General features: G+C 58.5%; 22 protein-coding genes. 11 read left to right on the top strand and 11 right to left on the bottom strand.

Going from position 1 to position 17149, the window contains the following annotated elements; all coding sequences use genetic code 11:
• Position 1 precedes the first annotated feature (1 nt).
• Positions 2-1441 (top strand): metalloprotease TldD, encoded by a 1440-nt coding sequence (gene tldD, locus JOE39_RS14750; RefSeq protein ID WP_003413412.1) that lies wholly within the window; start codon positions 2-4, stop codon positions 1439-1441.
• Positions 1442-1490: 49 nt separating this feature from the next.
• On the opposite strand, the gene yjgA is transcribed toward tldD, so the two are convergent.
• On the bottom strand, positions 1491-2012 hold the full coding sequence (gene yjgA, locus JOE39_RS14745; RefSeq protein WP_003364101.1) for a ribosome biogenesis factor YjgA: 522 nt from the start codon (positions 2010-2012) through the stop codon (positions 1491-1493).
• A gap of 107 nt (positions 2013-2119) precedes the next feature.
• Between yjgA and pmbA the strand changes: the two genes are divergently transcribed.
• From pmbA to JOE39_RS14730, 3 genes are all read left to right on the top strand, one after another.
• Entirely contained in the window at positions 2120-3466 is a 1347-nt protein-coding gene (gene pmbA, locus JOE39_RS14740) for a metalloprotease PmbA (protein ID WP_003313601.1), read from the top strand.
• A 288-nt stretch (positions 3467-3754) separates the two neighbouring features.
• Complete coding sequence (locus JOE39_RS14735; RefSeq protein WP_024683964.1) at positions 3755-4216, top strand: tetratricopeptide repeat protein; 462 nt, start codon at positions 3755-3757, stop codon at positions 4214-4216.
• Positions 4217-4828, top strand: a complete 612-nt coding sequence (locus tag JOE39_RS14730; protein ID WP_024663098.1) for a superoxide dismutase — start codon at positions 4217-4219, stop codon at positions 4826-4828.
• A gap of 186 nt (positions 4829-5014) precedes the next feature.
• On the opposite strand, the gene JOE39_RS14725 is transcribed toward JOE39_RS14730, so the two are convergent.
• From JOE39_RS14725 to JOE39_RS14680, 10 genes are all read right to left on the bottom strand, one after another.
• Positions 5015-5287 (bottom strand): HPr family phosphocarrier protein, encoded by a 273-nt coding sequence (locus JOE39_RS14725; protein WP_003313599.1) that lies wholly within the window; start codon positions 5285-5287, stop codon positions 5015-5017.
• 16 nt (positions 5288-5303) lie between these two features.
• Positions 5304-6161, bottom strand: a complete 858-nt coding sequence (gene rapZ / locus JOE39_RS14720; RefSeq protein ID WP_002555093.1) for an RNase adapter RapZ — start codon at positions 6159-6161, stop codon at positions 5304-5306.
• A 2-nt stretch (positions 6162-6163) separates the two neighbouring features.
• A complete protein-coding gene (gene ptsN, locus JOE39_RS14715) occupies positions 6164-6628 on the bottom strand; it encodes a PTS IIA-like nitrogen regulatory protein PtsN (protein ID WP_003313596.1) in 465 nt (154 codons plus the stop codon).
• Positions 6629-6638: 10 nt separating this feature from the next.
• Positions 6639-6947 (bottom strand): ribosome-associated translation inhibitor RaiA, encoded by a 309-nt coding sequence (gene raiA / locus JOE39_RS14710; protein WP_002555091.1) that lies wholly within the window; start codon positions 6945-6947, stop codon positions 6639-6641.
• Positions 6948-7022: 75 nt separating this feature from the next.
• Entirely contained in the window at positions 7023-8516 is a 1494-nt protein-coding gene (locus tag JOE39_RS14705; RefSeq protein WP_003340639.1) for an RNA polymerase factor sigma-54, read from the bottom strand.
• Between the two features lie 183 nt (positions 8517-8699).
• Positions 8700-9425, bottom strand: coding sequence for an LPS export ABC transporter ATP-binding protein (gene lptB, locus JOE39_RS14700; protein ID WP_003313594.1), 726 nt, complete (start codon positions 9423-9425; stop codon positions 8700-8702).
• Complete coding sequence (lptA, locus tag JOE39_RS14695; protein WP_003424523.1) at positions 9426-9974, bottom strand: lipopolysaccharide transport periplasmic protein LptA; 549 nt, start codon at positions 9972-9974, stop codon at positions 9426-9428.
• Entirely contained in the window at positions 9961-10533 is a 573-nt protein-coding gene (gene lptC, locus JOE39_RS14690; protein ID WP_003400249.1) for an LPS export ABC transporter periplasmic protein LptC, read from the bottom strand. Before lptC ends, lptA begins: the two co-directional genes overlap by 14 nt.
• Positions 10534-10541: 8 nt before the next feature.
• Positions 10542-11081: an HAD family hydrolase gene (locus JOE39_RS14685; protein WP_004416184.1), complete on the bottom strand. Its 540-nt coding sequence runs from the start codon at positions 11079-11081 to the stop codon at positions 10542-10544.
• On the bottom strand, positions 11081-12055 hold the full coding sequence (locus tag JOE39_RS14680; RefSeq protein WP_003313590.1) for a KpsF/GutQ family sugar-phosphate isomerase: 975 nt from the start codon (positions 12053-12055) through the stop codon (positions 11081-11083). The genes JOE39_RS14685 and JOE39_RS14680 overlap by 1 nt, the downstream gene beginning before the upstream one ends.
• A 304-nt stretch (positions 12056-12359) precedes the next feature.
• Between JOE39_RS14680 and JOE39_RS14675 the strand changes: the two genes are divergently transcribed.
• The 7 genes from JOE39_RS14675 (at position 12360) to murA (ending at position 17039) form a co-directional block, all read left to right on the top strand.
• Positions 12360-13169, top strand: coding sequence for an ATP-binding cassette domain-containing protein (locus tag JOE39_RS14675; protein ID WP_003313589.1), 810 nt, complete (start codon positions 12360-12362; stop codon positions 13167-13169).
• Complete coding sequence (gene mlaE / locus JOE39_RS14670; protein ID WP_003313588.1) at positions 13169-13966, top strand: lipid asymmetry maintenance ABC transporter permease subunit MlaE; 798 nt, start codon at positions 13169-13171, stop codon at positions 13964-13966. The genes JOE39_RS14675 and mlaE overlap by 1 nt, the downstream gene beginning before the upstream one ends.
• Positions 13966-14433: an outer membrane lipid asymmetry maintenance protein MlaD gene (gene mlaD, locus JOE39_RS14665; protein ID WP_003313587.1), complete on the top strand. Its 468-nt coding sequence runs from the start codon at positions 13966-13968 to the stop codon at positions 14431-14433. The genes mlaE and mlaD overlap by 1 nt, the downstream gene beginning before the upstream one ends.
• Before the next feature lie 10 nt (positions 14434-14443).
• Complete coding sequence (locus JOE39_RS14660; RefSeq protein WP_003395243.1) at positions 14444-15094, top strand: ABC transporter substrate-binding protein; 651 nt, start codon at positions 14444-14446, stop codon at positions 15092-15094.
• Positions 15091-15396: an STAS domain-containing protein gene (locus tag JOE39_RS14655; RefSeq protein ID WP_003313585.1), complete on the top strand. Its 306-nt coding sequence runs from the start codon at positions 15091-15093 to the stop codon at positions 15394-15396. The genes JOE39_RS14660 and JOE39_RS14655 overlap by 4 nt, the downstream gene beginning before the upstream one ends.
• A gap of 115 nt (positions 15397-15511) precedes the next feature.
• Positions 15512-15751 carry a BolA family protein gene (locus JOE39_RS14650; RefSeq protein ID WP_002555079.1) on the top strand — a complete coding sequence of 80 codons (240 nt, stop codon included), beginning with the start codon at positions 15512-15514 and terminating at the stop codon, positions 15749-15751.
• Between the two features lie 22 nt (positions 15752-15773).
• Positions 15774-17039, top strand: a complete 1266-nt coding sequence (murA, locus tag JOE39_RS14645) for a UDP-N-acetylglucosamine 1-carboxyvinyltransferase (RefSeq protein ID WP_003395244.1) — start codon at positions 15774-15776, stop codon at positions 17037-17039.
• The last annotated feature ends 110 nt before the right edge of the window (positions 17040-17149 follow it).

Raw genomic sequence — 17149 nt, 5'->3', positions numbered from 1 at the left:
TATGAGTGATCTGTCCTCAGTCAGCGAACACCTTCTGGCACCCGGCGGCCTGAGCCTCGACAGCCTGCAGTCCGTGCTGGGCGATCTGGCCGGGCCAGGAATCGACGCGGCCGATCTGTATTTTCAGGGCATGATCTCCGAGTCCTGGTCGCTCGAAGACGGGATCGTCAAGGAAGGCAGTTTCAATCTTGATCAAGGCGTGGGCGTGCGTGCCCAGTCGGGTGAGAAAACCGGCTTTGCGTACAGCAACGCGATCACCCCCGAGGCCCTGCGCACCGCTGCACAGGCCGCGCGCTCCATTTCTCGCGCTGGCCAGAATGGTCGCGTGCAGGCTTTCACCTCGCAGGACGTGGCGCAGTTGTATGCCCCGGATAACCCGCTGGAAGTGCTGAGCCGCGCCGAGAAGGTCGAGTTGCTCAAGCGCATCGACGTTGCGACGCGTGCGCTGGACTCGCGTATCCAGCAGGTTTCGGTGAGCATGGCCGGTGTCTGGGAGCGCATCCTGGTGGCCGCCGCGGATGGCAGCCTGGCCGCCGATGTGCGCCCGCTGGTGCGTTTCAACGTCAGTGTCATCGTCGAGCAGAATGGCCGTCGCGAGCGGGGCGGGCATGGTGGCGGTGGGCGTACCGACTACCGTTATTTCCTGACCGACGATCGCGCCATGGGCTATGCCCGTGAGGCCCTGCGTCAGGCGCTGGTCAACCTGGAAGCGATTCCTGCACCGGCAGGCACCTTGCCGGTGGTGCTCGGCTCAGGCTGGTCCGGTGTGCTGCTGCACGAAGCGGTGGGGCACGGCCTTGAGGGCGACTTCAACCGCAAGGGCAGTTCGGCCTACAGCGGGCGCATGGGCGAGATGGTTGCGTCGAAACTCTGCACCATCGTCGACGACGGCACCCTGGCGGGGCGTCGTGGCTCGCTGAGTGTCGATGACGAAGGCACACCGACCGAATGCACGACGCTGATCGAGAACGGCGTGCTCAAGGGCTACATGCAGGACAAGCTCAATGCACGCCTGATGGGCGTGGCCCGCACCGGCAACGGCCGTCGCGAGTCCTATGCCCACCTGCCGATGCCGCGCATGACCAACACCTACATGCTGGGCGGGCAGAGCGATCCGCAGGAAATCATCGCCTCAGTGAAGCGCGGCATCTACTGCGCCAACCTGGGCGGCGGTCAGGTGGATATCACCAGCGGCAAGTTCGTGTTTTCGACCAGTGAGGCCTATTTGATCGAAGACGGCAAGATTACTGCGCCGGTCAAAGGGGCTACCTTGATCGGTAACGGGCCGGAAGCCATGAGCAGGGTGTCGATGGTGGGTAACGATCTGTCGCTGGACAGCGGCGTCGGTACGTGCGGGAAAGATGGCCAGTCGCTGCCGGTCGGTGTGGGTCAGCCTACGCTGAAGATCGACGCGATCACTGTGGGTGGCACCGGTAGCTGAATGTGAGTCGGGGCCGGCTGCTTGTTGCTGCCGGCCTCGAGGGGTGAAATCAACGCAGACCGCGTTGAAGTTCGTCCAGCTCACGGATGTATTTGAAGATTTTGCGGCTGGTGGCCGGCGGTTTGTTACGTGCAACTTCGTGTTGCGCCTGACGGATCAGCGAACGCAGCTGCTGACGGTCGGCATCGGGGTATTCGACAACGAATTTCTCGAGGTCGGCGTCATCGCCCGCGATCAGGCGATCACGCCAGCGCTCCAGATTGTGGAAACGTTCATTGTATTGGCGAGTGGAGGCATCGAGTTGGTCCAGCAACACCAGAATGGCTTCCTGGTCCTGATCGCGCATCAGCTTGCCGATGAACAGAATATGCCGCTTTCGCGCGATGTTCGCCGTGTGCTTGGGCGCTTCGGCCAGGGCCTTGCGCAAAGCGTCGGTCAGCGGCAGCTTGGCCAGCACATCGGCTTTGAGTGTTGTCAGTCGCTCGCCGAGGTCGACCAGAGCATGCAGCTCTCGTTTGACCTGGGTTTTGCTTTTCTCCCCGTCGAGGGAGTCGTCGTAAGAATCAACCATGGGGGCAGTCCGCAAAGAAACGCCGCCATGATAACCAGTCGTGGGCCGCTTGTCCGGCCCGGTCGGTATTCGGCCTGTGCTGAAAGAAGAATTTGATGGAGAAAGTCATGAGTGCAACCCAAAGCGTCGGCCCACAAGCCTTGCCCGAGCTGCAGGAACAGGTCGAGCAGATCATCGCCGAAGCCCGGCGTCAGGGCGCCAGCGCCTGCGAAGTCGCCGTGTCGGTGGACCAGGGGCTGTCGACATCGGTCCGTCAGCGTGAAGTCGAAACCGTCGAGTTCAACCGCGATCAGGGCTTTGGTATCACCCTGTATGTCGGACAGCGCAAGGGCTCGGCCAGCACGTCGGCAACCGGCGCCGATGCGATTCGTGAAACGGTCGCCGCTGCACTGGCGATTGCCGAACACACCTCCGAAGATGAAAGCTCCGGGCTGGCCGACGCTGCGCTGATGGCAAAAGAGGTCATGGATTTTGACCTTTATCACACCTGGGACATCACGCCCGAGCAAGCCATCGAGAAGGCGTTGCTCTGCGAAGCGGCGGCCTTCGATGCCGACAGCCGCATCAAGAACGCCGATGGCACCACGCTCAATACCCATCAGGGCTGCCGTGTATACGGCAACAGCAATGGCTTCATCGGTGGCTATGCGTCAACGCGGCACAGCCTCAGCTGTGTGATGATCGCCGAGGGCGAAGGCCAGATGCAGCGCGATTACTGGTATGACGTCAACCGCCAGGGCGAGCTGCTGGCCGATGCACAAAGCATTGGCCGCAAGGCTGCGTTGCGTGCAGCGAGCCGTCTGGGTGCGCGCCCTGTGCCGACCTGTGAAGTGCCGGTGCTGTTTGCTGCGGAGTTGGCAGGCGGCCTGTTCGGCAGCTTTCTGGGTGCGATTTCCGGCGGCACCCTGTACCGCAAATCGTCGTTCCTCGAAGGCGCGCTGGGTCAGCGCCTGTTCCCCGAGTGGATGACCATTGATGAACGCCCGCACCTGAAGCATGCGATGGGCAGTTCGGCGTTCGACAGTGATGGTCTGGCGACCTTCGCCAAACCATTCGTGGAAGGTGGGGATCTGGTTTCCTACGTGCTGAGCACGTATTCCGGCCGCAAGCTGGGCATGCCGAGCACTGCCAACGCGGGCGGTGTGCACAACCTGTTCGTTACCCACGGTTCGGACGACCAGGCTGCACTGATCCGGCGCATGGGACGCGGCTTGTTGGTGACCGAACTGATGGGCAGTGGCCTGAATATGGTTACCGGCGACTATTCGCGCGGCGCGGCAGGGTTCTGGGTCGAGAATGGCGAGATTCAGTTCCCGGTTCAGGAAGTGACCATTGCCGGCAACATGCGCGACATGTTCAAGCAGATCGTTGCCGTCGGCAGCGATCTTGAGCTGCGCAGCAACATCCGCACCGGCTCGGTACTCATCGAGCGAATGACCGTGGCGGGGAGCTGATCAGCCTGCCTCGTCAGCCCCGCACCTGACTGAACGCGTGCCAATGCCGCATTGGCTTTGGCACGCAGTTCTCGACATTCCGTGTCACACATCCCGACTGCGCTTCGCCCCATGATCAAGAGCGATCGACAGCGTTTGCGGCCTTGCATCATCCCCTCCTCAAGAATCAATCTCATCAACTCACTTGTGTTGAGTCAAAATCTCATTTAATAATGAATATCATTTGAAGGTGTGCTGTGGCCGTCAGGATCAGTTGATCCGGCCAGCCTGCGCCTCTGGAGGTATGTCATGCAGCATTGGAAACGCACCATTGAACAGGCCAATCGCTGTTTCAGTCTCGGTGAGTGGGTCGAAGCCCGTGAGCTGTACCTTCAGGCGCTGGCCTTGGCGCAGGTGCTGTTCGAGCGGTGGCCGGACGTGGACGAAGCCGTCGCGGCGTGTGTGATCTCCCATCACAACCTGGCGGACCTGCACCTCAGCCTGGGGCAGCCGGAGGAAAGCGCCGAATACCTGTGCGCCATCCATCAACACCTGTTGCAGACCATGCAGAGCCAGCGCCTGCCTCCCGCCCTGCGTGAAGCGGCCTTGCGCCATAGCAGCAAAACCTACGCCGAGCTATTGAGTTTCATCAGCGAGCATGGCGAGTACCCGCGTACCCATCGTTTGCTGAACAGCAACGGCGAGCACACGCGTTCATCGCTGCAGCGCACTTCAGCCACTCAATCCGAACTTTTCTACGGAGCACATTGAATGTCTCATACATTGCCAGCACTGCCTTACGCCTACGATGCGCTCGAGCCGCACATCGATGCGCAAACCATGGAAATCCACTACACCAAGCATCACCAGACGTACATCAACAACCTCAATGCGGCGGTGGAAGGCACGGAGTTCGCCGACTGGTCTGTGGAGAAGCTGGTCGCCAGCGTCCAGCAGTTGCCTGAAAATCTGCGCCCCGCGGTGATCAATCAGGGTGGCGGCCATGCCAATCACTCGTTGTTCTGGGAGGTCATGGTGCCAGGCGGGGGAGGCTTGCCCACAGGCGCTGTCGCGTCGGCCATCGATGAGCAACTGGGCGGCTATGAAAGCTTCAAGGAGGCATTCACCAAGGCTGCGTTGACCCGTTTTGGCAGTGGCTGGGCATGGCTGAGCGTCACGCCTGACAAGAAGCTGGTAGTGGAAAGCAGCGGTAATCAGGACAGCCCGTTGATGAACGGCAACACGCCGATTCTGGGGCTGGACGTGTGGGAGCACGCTTACTACCTGCGCTATCAGAACCGTCGTCCCGAATACATCAACGCGTTCTATAACGTGATCAATTGGGATGAGGTGTCTCGCCGTTATCAGGCCGCCCTGGCCTGAGCCTGGCAACCGCATCCAAGGCAGCCTATGCGCTCAGAACTCCTCATGCTCAGCAATGTGCGGTTATTTCGTCTGGCAGTCGGGAGCGTGCTGTTGTTGGCGGGTATGGCGCTCCTGATTGTCCATGGGCTGAACTGGATACGCGTGCAAGGCTGGTGGTGACGGATACCGCGTTTGTCCGAGGGCTTATTCGCCCTCATCAAACCGGTTGTCGATCAGCTCGACCAGGCCATCGAGCGCTTCCTGTTCGAATTCACCTTCGGTGTGCAGGTGGATCTCGGTGCCCTTGCCGGCAGCCAGCATCATCACGGCCATGATGCTTTTGCCGTCGACCATGCTCTCCGGAGTGCGGCCGACCCTGATCTTGCAGGGGAACTTGCCTGCGACGCCGACGAATTTGGCGGCAGCGCGGGCGTGCAGGCCCAGTTTGTTGATGATGGTGATTTGACGAGCGGGCATCGCAGTGTAAATCCTTTCAGCTAAGGTCGCGGTGGCGGACCTGAACGTTCTTGAGTGATTGTTGCAAGACCTGACCAAGCCGCTCGGTCAGGTAGACGGAACGGTGGTGTCCGCCGGTGCAGCCGATGGCAATGGTAACGTAAGAACGGTTACTGGCTGCAAACCGGGGTAGCCATTTGTTCAGGTAAGCGAAGATGTCCTGAAACATTTCTTCGACATCAGGCTGCACCGACAGATAGTCGATAACCGGTTGTTCCAGGCCCGAATGGTCGCGCAGCTCAGGCTTCCAATAAGGGTTGGGCAGGCAACGCACGTCAAATACCAGGTCTGCATCGACAGGCATGCCACGCTTGAAGCCGAACGATTCGATCAGGAACGCCGTACCCGGCTCGGGCTTGTTCAGCAGGCGCAGTTTCAGTGCGTCACGCAGCTGGTACAGGTTCAGGTGAGTGGTGTTGATCTTCAGATCGGCCAGGTCGATGATCGGGCCGAGCAGGGTGGTCTCGTCCCGTATCGCCTCAGCCAGCGAGCGGTCCGCTGTGCTCAGCGGATGGCGACGTCGGGTTTCTGAGAAACGCTTGAGCAGGGTGGCTTCGTCGGCGTCCAGGTAAAGCACGTCGCATTGGATATTGCGTGAACGCACTTCATCCAGCATCTGCGGGAAGCGTGTGAGGTGGCTGGGCAGATTGCGTGCATCAATGGAAACTGCCAGCAGCGGTTCAGCCAGTTCGGTGTTGATCAGCGCGCGCTCGGCCAGTTCCGGCAGCAGGCCGGCTGGCAGGTTGTCGACGCAATAGAAACCGTTGTCTTCCAGCACATCGAGCGCCGTACTCTTGCCTGAGCCGGAGCGGCCGCTGACGATGATCATGCGCATGGTCAGTGGCCGTTCTGCACGTCCAGCACCACTTGATAAAGCGCTTCACCGCTTTTGGCACTGCGTAGGCGTTCACGCACATCGGCGCGGTCAAGCATGCTTGCGATCTGGCGCAGCAGCTCCAGGTGTGCATCGGTGGCGGCTTGCGGGACCAGCAACACGAAAAGCAGGTCCACTGGTGCGCCATCGATAGCATCGAAGTTGATAGGGTTGGTGAGGTGAATGACCGCACTGACGGGTTCTTCACAGCCGGGGAGGCGGCAATGAGGGATGGCAATACCGTTGCCAAAACCGGTCGAGCCCAGCTTTTCGCGGGCAACGAGGCTTCCAAGCACCGTCTCGAAATCCATGCCCGGTACTTCACGAGCGATCAGATTGGCGATGTCTTCGAGTACACGCTTTTTGCTGTCACCCGGCACGTCCACGAGCGAACGGCCGGGGGTCAGGATATTTTCGATTCGGATCATTAAATGGGCGTTAGCGAGCGGCCGCACCTTTGAGGATGCTTTGCTGCTTTTCCTTATGCTTGAGCAATTGTCGATCTAGCTTGTCAGTGAGCAGGTCGATGGCAGCGTACATGTCATCATGTTCAGCATTGGCAACGACCTCTCCACCATGGATGTGCAACGTGGCTTCGATCTTCTGCTTGAGCTTTTCGACCGTCATCGTGACCTGCACGTTGGTAATCTTGTCAAAATGCCCCTCGAGCTTCTTGAGCTTGAGCTCAACGTATTCACGAAGGGGTTTGGTCACTTCCAGTTGGTGTCCACTGATGTTGACTTGCATACAGCTTTCTCCTTTGCCAGTGCATAAAGAGGCAGGCATGGCGCCTGCCACTGGGACGCTGTGGCTCTGCCTGTATCACATCAGTCGCTTACGCTCACTGGAAGGGGCGATCCCGAGAGACTCACGGTACTTGGCGACTGTGCGACGGGCTACTTGAATGCCTTGTGCCTCCAGTAAACCAGCGATCTTGCTATCACTCAACGGCTTTTTCTGATTTTCCGCCGCAACCAGTTTTTTGATGATTGCGCGAATTGCCGTGGACGAGCATTCGCCGCCCTCGGAGGTGCTCACATGGCTTGAGAAGAAGTATTTCAGCTCGTAAATGCCACGTGGGGTGTGCATGAATTTCTGCGTGGTCACCCGCGAGATGGTCGACTCGTGCATGCCCACTGCTTCGGCAATGTCGTGGAGGACGAGCGGCTTCATGGCCTCGTCGCCGTACTCGAGAAAACCGCGCTGATGTTCGACGATCTGCGTGGCGACCTTCATCAGTGTTTCGTTGCGGCTTTGCAGGCTCTTGATGAACCAGCGTGCTTCCTGCAACTGATTGCGCATGAAGGTGTTGTCTGCGCTAGTGTCGGCGCGTCGCACGAAGCCTGCGTATTGCGGATTGACGCGCAGGCGTGGCACCGACTCCTGATTGAGTTCGACCAGCCAGCGTTCGTTGTCCTTGCGCACGATGACGTCCGGAATGACGTATTCGGCTTCGGTGGATTCGATTTGCGAGCCTGGACGCGGGTTGAGGCTCTGCACCAGCTCGATGACCTGGCGCAGCTCGTCTTCCTTGAGCTTCATGCGCCGCATCAGCTGGCCGTAATCGCGGCTTCCGAGCAGGTCGATGTAGTCGCTGACCAGGCGTTGTGCTTCTGTCAGCCAAGGTGTTTTCGCCGGCAGTTGGCGCAGTTGCAGCAGCAAGCATTCGCTCAGGTTGCGTGCGCCGATGCCGGCAGGTTCAAACTGCTGGATGCGGTGCAGTACCGCTTCGATTTCGTCGAGCTCTATGTCCAGTTCGGGGTCGAACGACTCGAGAATCTCATCGAGCGTCTCGTCGAGGTAGCCCTGGTTGTTGATGCAGTCGATCAGCGTGACCGCCACCAGGCGATCCTTGTCGGACATCGGCGCAACATTCAGTTGCCACAGCAGGTGGCTTTGCAGGCTTTCGCCCACAGAGGTGCGTGTGGTGAAGTCCCACTCGTCATCATCATTGCTTGGCAGGCTGCTGGCGCTGGTCTGGTAGATGTCTTCCCATGCAGTATCGACGGGCAACTCATTGGGAATGCGTTCGTTCCATTCGCCTTCTTCAAGGTTATCCACGGTAGGCGCGGATTCCTGATAAGTCGGTTCCTGAACGTCGGGGTTGGGCTTTTGTTCGATGTTGTCGGCAAGCGGGTCGGAGTGGTCGAAGTCGTCGCCTTCTTCCTGCCGCTCCAGCATAGGGTTTGACTCCAGCGCTTCCTGGATCTCCTGCTGGAGATCCAGAGTGGAAAGCTGAAGTAAGCGGATTGCCTGTTGCAGCTGCGGTGTCATCGTCAGCTGCTGGCCCATTCTCAAGACTAGCGATGGTTTCATGGCAGGGGCTAAACACCTTATTCGCCGGCGCGCATGCGCCATCTACTACAGGCGCCGTGGCGCCAACTTAAGCAAATTATATGCCTGAAACCTGTGCGTTTGCCTAGAGTGGTATGACAAATAAAATGTTGTCAATACACTGCGTAGGCATCAATCGGCTGCGAAGCCCAACGGGGCAGTCGATTAAAGGCGGAACTCGTGGCCGAGGTAGACCTCTTTCACCAGCTGGTTCGCCAGAATGGTCTCGGAGTCGCCTTCCGCAATCAGCTGCCCATCGTTGACGATGTAGGCCATTTCGCAGATATCCAGCGTTTCCCGGACGTTGTGGTCAGTGATCAGTACACCGATACCCTTGGCCTTGAGATGGTGAATGATCTGCTTGATGTCGCCTACCGAAATAGGGTCGACACCTGCGAACGGTTCATCCAGCAGGATGAATTTCGGTGCGGTGGCCAAGGCTCGAGCGATTTCCACGCGGCGACGTTCACCGCCGGACAGGCTCATGCCCAGGTTGTCGCGGATATGGGTGATGTGGAACTCCTGCAGAAGGCTTTCCAGTTCCTTGCGGCGCGCACCGGCATCGAGCTCCTTGCGGGTCTCGAGAATCGCCATGATGTTGTCGGACACCGACAGCTTGCGGAAAATCGAGGCTTCCTGAGGCAGATAGCCGATGCCCGCGCGGGCGCGACCGTGCATGGGTTGATGGCTGACATCCAGATCGTCAATCAGCACACGACCCTGATCAGCCTGGACCAGACCCACTATCATGTAGAAACAGGTGGTCTTGCCGGCGCCGTTCGGGCCCAGCAGGCCTACGATCTGGCCGCTGTCGATGGAAATGCTCACATCGCGCACGACCTGCCGGCTTTTGTAGCTTTTAGCCAGATGCTGGGCTTTGAGCGTCGCCATTTACTGGGCCTTCTGAGGTTGATCGGTTTTCTTTTTCGGCTGGATGACCATGTCGATACGCGGACGTGGTGTAGTCACCTTGGCGCCGCCATTGGCCCGACCGGCGGTGACGACCTGTCTAACCGTGTCGTAGACGATTTTCTCGCCTTCCGAGGTGTTGCCATCATTGATGACCTTGGCCTTGTCGATCAGGACGATACGGTCCTGGCCAGCGTAATACTGGATGGTGACGGCATAGGCCTGCACGATCGGTTTGTCTACGGCAGGCTTCTGCTCGTAGTAAGCCAGGTTGCCGACGGAGGTGAAGACGTCGACTTCGCCCTGGGCATTACGCGTGATTGTCACGGTGTTGCCCGTGATTTTCATCGAGCCCTGAGTGATGATGACATTGCCCTTGTAAGTAGCCACGCCTTTCTTGTCATCGAGCTGAGCATCGTCAGACTGGATGTGGATAGGCTGATCTCGGTCGGTTGGCAGGGACCAGGCGCTCGCGCTTCCCAGTGCTGCGCCCAGGCCGAGCAATAAAGGAAGAGTTTTAACGAGCCTCATACTGTCCTCTTACGTTGGACAGCAGGTCCATCCTGCTGTCTTTCAAATACGCTTTCATTCCCTTGGCCGTAGTGACACCGCCCGCGCCGTCGATTCTAACGTCTTGGTCGGTCTGCGCATATTCCTTCTGAGGAAATACGGTCATGCGGCTGCTGGTAATAATGGTCGTGCGCTGTTTTTCATCGGTGCGTTCAACACGAACGGAATCCATCAGCTCGACCTGATCGCCGTCGGACGAAACTTCACCTCGCTTGCTTTGCACGTGCCACGGAAATGCTCCGCCGCGGTACATGTTCAGATTGGGTGTCGTCAGCAGGCTCACATCTGTGGCCTTCACATGCTCGACCTTGTCGGAGGTCATGTCGTACTGAAGTGTGCCGTCTGGCAGGTACTGCACGCTGCGAGTATTGATCGCATAGTAGTCGATCGCCGTGTCGTCAAGCGACGCATCAGGCTGGTCCATGAAGCTTTCCGGGCTGATGTTCCAGTAACCGACCGCTGCCAGCAGCAGCGCCAGTACCCCGAGAAGCAGGAACTTGCGAATTTTTTTAGTGAACATAATGGCTTCTATAAATAGGCGGAGTGAGCCGCTTCAAGGTTGCCTTGCGCACTCAGAATCAGTTCGCAGAATTCGCGCGCTGCACCTTCGCCGCCTCGCGCCCTGGTTATCCCGTGTGCGTGCTCGCGTACAAAGCCGGCAGCATTGGCCACTGCCATGCCCAGACCGACGCGTCTGATGACGGGCAAGTCTGGCAGATCATCACCCAGATAGGCGACCTGTTCGTAACTCAGGTTGAGTTCTGCCAGCAACTTGTCCAGTACCACCAGTTTGTCTTCACGTCCCTGAAACAGGTGTTCAATGCCCAGGCTCTTTGCCCGGCGCTCGACTATCGCGGTCTTGCGGCCACTGATGATCGCGGTGGTGACCCCCGAGGCTATCAGCATTTTAATGCCTTGGCCGTCGAGAGTATTGAATGTCTTGATCTCGCTGCCATCTTCCATGAAGTAAAGGCGGCCATCGGTCAGTACGCCATCGACGTCGAAGATTGCCAGCTTGATGGCCTTGCCGCGTTGCATGAGATCCTGGGTCATTATTTCGGTTTCCATTACATGACGCCTGCGCGCAGGAGATCCTGCAGATTGAATGCGCCAACCGGACGGTCGTTCTGGTCTACGACAACAAGCGCACTGATTTTGTTGTCCTCCATGATCTTCAGCGCCTCGGCAGCGAGCATCTCGGCATGGGCGGTCTTGCCATGAAGCGTCATGACCTCATCAATGATGGTCTGGCGTATATCGACAGGCCGGTCCAATGTCCGGCGCAAGTCTCCGTCAGTGAAGATGCCCGCCAGTGTGCCGTCGGCTTCGACGATAGCCGTCATGCCCAGACCTTTACGAGTCATTTCAAGCAGCGCGTCGCGCAGCAGAGTGCCGCGTTGCACGCTGGGCAGTGATTCGCCGGAGTGCATCACATTCTCGACCTTGAGCAGCAGGCGGCGACCCAATGCGCCGCCCGGATGGGAGAATGCGAAATCTTCGGCGGTAAAACCACGTGCGTCGAGCAGTGCCACGGCGAGAGCGTCGCCCATGACCAGTGCGGCGGTCGTCGAGGACGTCGGCGCCAGGTTGAGCGGGCAGGCCTCATGCACGACATGCGCGTTGAGGTTGATGTCGGCAGCCTTGGCCAGAATGGACTCGGAGTCGCCGGTCAGGCTGATCATCTTTATGCCCAGGCGCTTGATCAGTGGCAGCAGGGTGACGATTTCGTTGGTGCTGCCGGAGTTCGACAGGGCCAGGATGATGTCATCGCGGGTGATCATGCCCATGTCGCCGTGGCTGGCTTCGGCCGGATGCACGAAAAACGAGGTGGTGCCGGTGCTCGCCAGCGTGGCAGCGATCTTGTTGCCGATGTGTCCGGACTTGCCCATCCCGACCACGACCACACGCCCTTTGCTGGCGAGGATCATTTCGCACGCGCGCACGAAGTCGCCGTCAAGACGTTCAAGAAGGCCTTGTATGGCTTCTATCTCAAGGCGAATGGTGCGTTGCGCCGATTGGATCAGGTCACTGGATTGGTTCATGTCTGGAGAGGATCAGCCTGCTGAAAGGCGGCGATTATAGCGGTAATGAACGATTCCCTCACGTCTGATCGTCGTTGTGTTGTTTTTAAACGAATTTCCTACGCACCTGCGTGTCTGTATTCAAGCCTGTGGCCATAACATTGTGGTACAGAATAATTCAGCGAATACCTGAACCGCTCGGTTCTCTTCTTGGGGGCGGGTGGCTGCGGTGATATAGTTCGCGGCCTGTTCGGCACGCCTGGGCAGCCTCTCGGTGTTCAAAAACCGGCGGCTCGGGGTGGAAGCTGTATCGCAAGGAGTTTAGATGAGTCCTGATGACGCCTATGCGGTCGAGTTGAAAGGTGTGTCTTTCAAACGCGGTGCGCGCAGCATTTTCAATAACGTTGATATTCGTATTCCGCGCGGCAAGGTCACCGGGATCATGGGGCCGTCAGGCTGCGGCAAGACGACCCTGCTGCGCCTGATGGGTGCCCAGTTGCGCCCGAGCGAAGGGCAGGTGTGGGTCAACGGCCAGAATCTGCCGGAGCTGTCGCGCAGTGATCTGTTCGATGCCCGCAAGCAGATGGGCGTTTTGTTTCAGAGCGGTGCGCTGTTTACCGATCTGGATGTTTTCGAAAACGTCGCCTTTCCCCTGCGCGTGCACACCGAGCTGCCGGAAGAAATGATCCGCGACATCGTTCTGCTCAAGCTTCAGGCCGTAGGCCTGCGCGGCGCGGTGGAGCTGATGCCGGACGAATTGTCGGGCGGCATGAAGCGTCGTGTCGCGCTGGCGCGCGCAATCGCTCTTGATCCGCAGATTCTCATGTATGACGAGCCCTTCGTCGGGCAGGACCCGATTGCGATGGGGGTGCTGGTGCGTCTGATCCGCCTGCTCAACGACGCGCTGGGTATTACCAGCATCGTGGTGTCGCATGACCTCAGCGAGACGGCGAGCATTGCCGACTACCTATATGTTGTCGGCGACGGGCAGGTGCTGGGGCAGGGTACGCCTCAGGAACTGATGTCCTCGGACAATCCACGTATTCGTCAATTCATGACCGGCGAGCCTGACGGTCCTGTACCGTTCCACTATCCGGCGCCGGATTTTCGCGAAGATCTATTGGGGAAGCGCTGATGCGCAATAAGTCACTGATGGACCGGGTTCGCCTGCTGGGGCGGTCGGCCATTGATATTGTTACTGTTCTGGGGCGCTCCGGTCTGTTTCTGGTGCATGCCTTGCTCGGTCGCGGCGGTGCGGGCAGCAGTTTTCAATTGCTGGTCAGGCAGCTGTATTCGGTAGGTGTCATGTCGCTGGTCATCATTGTGGTGTCCGGCATGTTTATCGGCATGGTACTGGCGCTGCAGGGGTTCAGCATCCTGACCAAATACGGTTCGGAGCAGGCGGTCGGCCAGATGGTTGCCCTGACCCTGCTGCGTGAGCTTGGTCCTGTGGTGACGGCCTTGTTGTTCGCCGGTCGTGCAGGGTCGGCATTGACCGCCGAGATTGGCAACATGAAATCCACCGAGCAGCTGTCGAGCCTTGAAATGATCGGTGTCGACCCGCTCAAGTACATCGTTGCGCCGCGTCTGTGGGCCGGGTTCATCTCGCTGCCGATTCTGGCGATGATTTTCAGCGTGGTCGGTATCTGGGGTGCTTCCTGGGTGGCGATTGATTGGCTGGGAGTCTATGACGGTTCTTTCTGGTCGAACATGCAGAACAGCGTTTCTTTCACGAACGATGTGCTCAATGGGGTGATCAAAAGCGTCGTATTTGCCTTCGTGGTGACATGGATTGCCGTTTTCCAGGGTTACGATTGCGAGCCTACTTCCGAGGGGATCAGTCGCGCGACGACCAGAACCGTCGTTTACGCCTCGTTAGCCGTGCTGGGACTGGACTTTATTTTGACCGCTTTGATGTTTGGAGATTTCTGATGCAAAACCGTGCCATCGAAACCGGAGTCGGTCTGTTCCTGCTGGCGGGGATACTGGCTCTGCTCCTGCTGGCCCTGCGAGTCAGTGGTCTGAGCACGAGCGCAAGCACCGACACCTATAAACTTTATGCCTACTTCGACAATATTGCCGGTTTGACTGTCAGAGCCAAGGTAAGCATGGCTGGCGTCACGATCGGCAAGGTGACGGCGATCGATCTGGATCGCGATACCTTTACCGGTCGCGTCACACTGGAAATTCAGAAGAAGGTCGATAATCTGCCTTCGGACTCGACTGCGTCGATTCTGACGGCCGGTTTGCTGGGTGAAAAATACATTGGTCTCAGCGTCGGTGGCGATGACAAGCTGCTCAAGGATGGCGGGACTATCCATGACACGCAGTCGTCGCTGGTGCTGGAAGACCTGATCGGAAAATTCCTGCTCAATACTGTTAGTAAAGACGCCAAGTGAGGAGCTTCAAATGATCTCTATTCTGCGCCGTGGCCTGCTGGTATTGCTGGCCACTCTGCCAATGCTGGCGAATGCCGCGGCCACCCCGTCGGCTCATGACCTGGTGGAGCGCACCACCAAGGAACTGTTGAGTGACCTGGCGACCAATCGCGAGCAGTACAAAGCCAACCCAAGCGCGTTCTACGATGCACTGAACCGCATCGTCGGTCCTGTCGTGGATGCCGATGGCATCTCCAAAAGCATCATGACCGTGAAGTATTCCCGCAAGGCGAGTCCCGAACAGGTAAAGCGTTTCGAGGAAAACTTCAAGCGAAGCCTGATGCAGTTCTATGGCAATGCCTTGCTTGAATTCAACAATCAGGGCATCACCGTCGCACCTGCCAAGGACGAAGGCAATGACCGCACCAGCGTTGACATGCAGGTCAAGGGCAGTAACGGCGCGGTTTATCCGGTGTCCTACACGCTGGTCAAGCTGAACGACGAGTGGAAAGTGCGTAACGTTGTCATCAACGGTATCAATATCGGCAAACTGTTCCGTGATCAGTTCGCTGATGCGATGCAGCGCAACGGCAACAACCTGGACACCACCATCAACAACTGGGCTGGCGAAGTGGCCAAGACCAAATCTACCGTCGATGCTACGCAGAAGCCGGTGCAATGACCGAATCTGCCGTTCGCCTTGTCGGGCCGGGTGAGCTCAGGCTGATTGGTGTGCTGGATTACCGCACAGGGCCGCAACTGCGCAAGCAGGGTGCGGCACTGATCAAATCCGGTGATCTGGCAGACCTCACGCTGGACTGCTCGGGTGTCGAGAAGTCCAGCAGCGTCGGTCTGGCCTTGTTGCTGGCGTTCATGCGCGATGCCCGGGATGCGGGCAAGTCCATGACGTTGCGCTCGCTCCCCGAAGACATGCGCCAGATAGCTCGCGTATCAGGTTTGACCGAGCTGCTGGACGCCCACTGAAAAGCACTATCGAAAAAGCCCTTTATCCGGGACCTGCTTGTCGGGCTTCGCATAACATGGGCTTTTTTTGTATGATGCCAGACCCGCGCGCGTACAGCGCCGATCGAGGTTAAGCATGCAGGCCGTAGAAGTTAAAAGCTTCCTTGAAGGAAAGCTGCCGGAAATCAAAGTGGAAGTCGAAGGCGAAGGCTGCAACTTCCAGCTGAATATCATCAGCGACGAGTTGGCCGGCCTGAGCCCGGTCAAACGTCAGCAACAGATTTATACCCATCTGAACCCCTGGATTGCCGATGGCAGCATCCACGCGGTGACCATGAAATTTTTCAGCCGCGCTGCATGGGCCGAGCGTTCCTGAGCCAATTGGTGTCGAGACTCTAATGGATAAACTGATTATTACCGGCGGCGTTCGTCTTGATGGCGAAATTCGCATTTCCGGGGCAAAGAACTCTGCCCTGCCGATCCTTGCCGCCACGTTGCTGGCGGACGGACCCGTCACTGTTCAGAACCTGCCGCACCTGCACGACATCACGACCATGATCGAGCTGTTCGGTCGCATGGGCATCGAGCCTGTGATCGACGAAAAGCTCAGTGTCGAAATCGACCCGCGAACCATCAAGACTCTGGTCGCGCCGTACGAACTGGTGAAAACCATGCGTGCGTCGATTCTGGTGCTGGGCCCGATGGTCGCTCGCTTCGGCGAGGCCGAAGTGGCTCTGCCAGGTGGCTGTGCCATCGGTTCGCGTCCGGTCGACCTGCACATCCGTGGCCTTGAAGCCATGGGCGCGATCATTGACGTCGAAGGTGGCTACATCAAGGCCAAGGCACCCGAGGGTGGCTTGCGCGGTGCCAACTTCTTCTTCGATACCGTGAGCGTGACCGGTACTGAAAACATCATGATGGCTGCCAGCCTCGCCAACGGTCGCAGCGTGCTGCAGAACGCCGCGCGCGAGCCAGAGGTTGTCGATCTGGCCAACTTCCTGATTGCAATGGGGGCCAAGATTCACGGCGCAGGTACCGATACCATCACCATCGATGGCGTCAAGCGTCTGGGCCCGGCCACCTACAAGGTCATGCCTGACCGTATCGAGACCGGCACCTACCTGGTGGCCGCTGCCGTTACCGGCGGTCGCGTCAAGGTCAAGGACACCGATCCGACCATCCTCGAAGCTGTGCTGCTCAAGCTTCAGGAAGCCGGTGCGGAAATTACGACCGGTGAAGACTGGATCGAGCTGAACATGCACGGCAAGCGCCCAAAGGCGGTCAATGTGCGTACTGCGCCTTATCCGGCGTTCCCGACCGACATGCAGGCGCAGTTCATCTCGCTCAACGCGATTGCCGAAGGCACGGGGGCGGTCATCGAGACCATCTTCGAAAACCGCTTCATGCACGTGTATGAAATGCACCGCATGGGCGCTCAGATTCAGGTTGAAGGCAACACCGCCATTGTTACCGGCACCGAAGTGCTCAAGGGCGCGCCAGTCATGGCGACCGACCTGCGTGCATCGGCCAGTCTGGTGATCTCGGCGCTGGTTGCCCAGGGCGACACGCTGATCGACCGCATCTACCACATAGACCGTGGTTACGAGTGCATCGAAGAGAAGCTGCAAATGCTGGGTGCCAAGATCCGCCGCGTTCCGGGCTAGCAGCATGCGGTCCTGATGCCACTAGCATCAGGACCGCTTGTTCTGTCGCGGGTGTAATTTCTGATTCGTTTCACTTCAGGTCAACAGGCCTGAGGGTTGTCATGCGCCGC

Source organism: Pseudomonas sp. PvP100, from assembly GCF_017833055.1.
GTDB classification, from domain to species: Bacteria; Pseudomonadota; Gammaproteobacteria; order Pseudomonadales; family Pseudomonadaceae; genus Aquipseudomonas; species Aquipseudomonas syringae.
This window is presented reverse-complemented; position numbering and strand designations above follow the sequence as displayed.

Excerpts from the sequence above, each read along its gene's own strand:
- JOE39_RS14675 (WP_003313589.1), top strand. The coding sequence starts at position 12,360 with ATGAGTCCTGATGACGCCTATGCGGTCGAGTTGAAAGGTGTGTCTTTC.
- JOE39_RS14655 (WP_003313585.1), top strand. The coding sequence starts at position 15,091 with ATGACCGAATCTGCCGTTCGCCTTGTCGGGCCGGGTGAGCTCAGGCTG.
- raiA (WP_002555091.1), bottom strand. The coding sequence starts at position 6,947 with ATGCAAGTCAACATCAGTGGACACCAACTGGAAGTGACCAAACCCCTT.
- murA (WP_003395244.1), top strand. The coding sequence starts at position 15,774 with ATGGATAAACTGATTATTACCGGCGGCGTTCGTCTTGATGGCGAAATT.
- rapZ (WP_002555093.1), bottom strand. The coding sequence starts at position 6,161 with ATGCGCATGATCATCGTCAGCGGCCGCTCCGGCTCAGGCAAGAGTACG.
- tldD (WP_003413412.1), top strand. The coding sequence starts at position 2 with ATGAGTGATCTGTCCTCAGTCAGCGAACACCTTCTGGCACCCGGCGGC.
- JOE39_RS14725 (WP_003313599.1), bottom strand. The coding sequence starts at position 5,287 with ATGCCCGCTCGTCAAATCACCATCATCAACAAACTGGGCCTGCACGCC.
- JOE39_RS14685 (WP_004416184.1), bottom strand. The coding sequence starts at position 11,081 with ATGGAAACCGAAATAATGACCCAGGATCTCATGCAACGCGGCAAGGCC.
- JOE39_RS14730 (WP_024663098.1), top strand. The coding sequence starts at position 4,217 with ATGTCTCATACATTGCCAGCACTGCCTTACGCCTACGATGCGCTCGAG.
- lptA (WP_003424523.1), bottom strand. The coding sequence starts at position 9,974 with ATGAGGCTCGTTAAAACTCTTCCTTTATTGCTCGGCCTGGGCGCAGCA.
- ptsN (WP_003313596.1), bottom strand. The coding sequence starts at position 6,628 with ATGATCCGAATCGAAAATATCCTGACCCCCGGCCGTTCGCTCGTGGAC.
- mlaE (WP_003313588.1), top strand. The coding sequence starts at position 13,169 with ATGCGCAATAAGTCACTGATGGACCGGGTTCGCCTGCTGGGGCGGTCG.
- JOE39_RS14705 (WP_003340639.1), bottom strand. The coding sequence starts at position 8,516 with ATGAAACCATCGCTAGTCTTGAGAATGGGCCAGCAGCTGACGATGACA.
- JOE39_RS14680 (WP_003313590.1), bottom strand. The coding sequence starts at position 12,055 with ATGAACCAATCCAGTGACCTGATCCAATCGGCGCAACGCACCATTCGC.
- yjgA (WP_003364101.1), bottom strand. The coding sequence starts at position 2,012 with ATGGTTGATTCTTACGACGACTCCCTCGACGGGGAGAAAAGCAAAACC.
- lptC (WP_003400249.1), bottom strand. The coding sequence starts at position 10,533 with ATGTTCACTAAAAAAATTCGCAAGTTCCTGCTTCTCGGGGTACTGGCG.
- lptB (WP_003313594.1), bottom strand. The coding sequence starts at position 9,425 with ATGGCGACGCTCAAAGCCCAGCATCTGGCTAAAAGCTACAAAAGCCGG.
- JOE39_RS14650 (WP_002555079.1), top strand. The coding sequence starts at position 15,512 with ATGCAGGCCGTAGAAGTTAAAAGCTTCCTTGAAGGAAAGCTGCCGGAA.
- pmbA (WP_003313601.1), top strand. The coding sequence starts at position 2,120 with ATGAGTGCAACCCAAAGCGTCGGCCCACAAGCCTTGCCCGAGCTGCAG.
- JOE39_RS14735 (WP_024683964.1), top strand. The coding sequence starts at position 3,755 with ATGCAGCATTGGAAACGCACCATTGAACAGGCCAATCGCTGTTTCAGT.
- JOE39_RS14660 (WP_003395243.1), top strand. The coding sequence starts at position 14,444 with ATGATCTCTATTCTGCGCCGTGGCCTGCTGGTATTGCTGGCCACTCTG.
- mlaD (WP_003313587.1), top strand. The coding sequence starts at position 13,966 with ATGCAAAACCGTGCCATCGAAACCGGAGTCGGTCTGTTCCTGCTGGCG.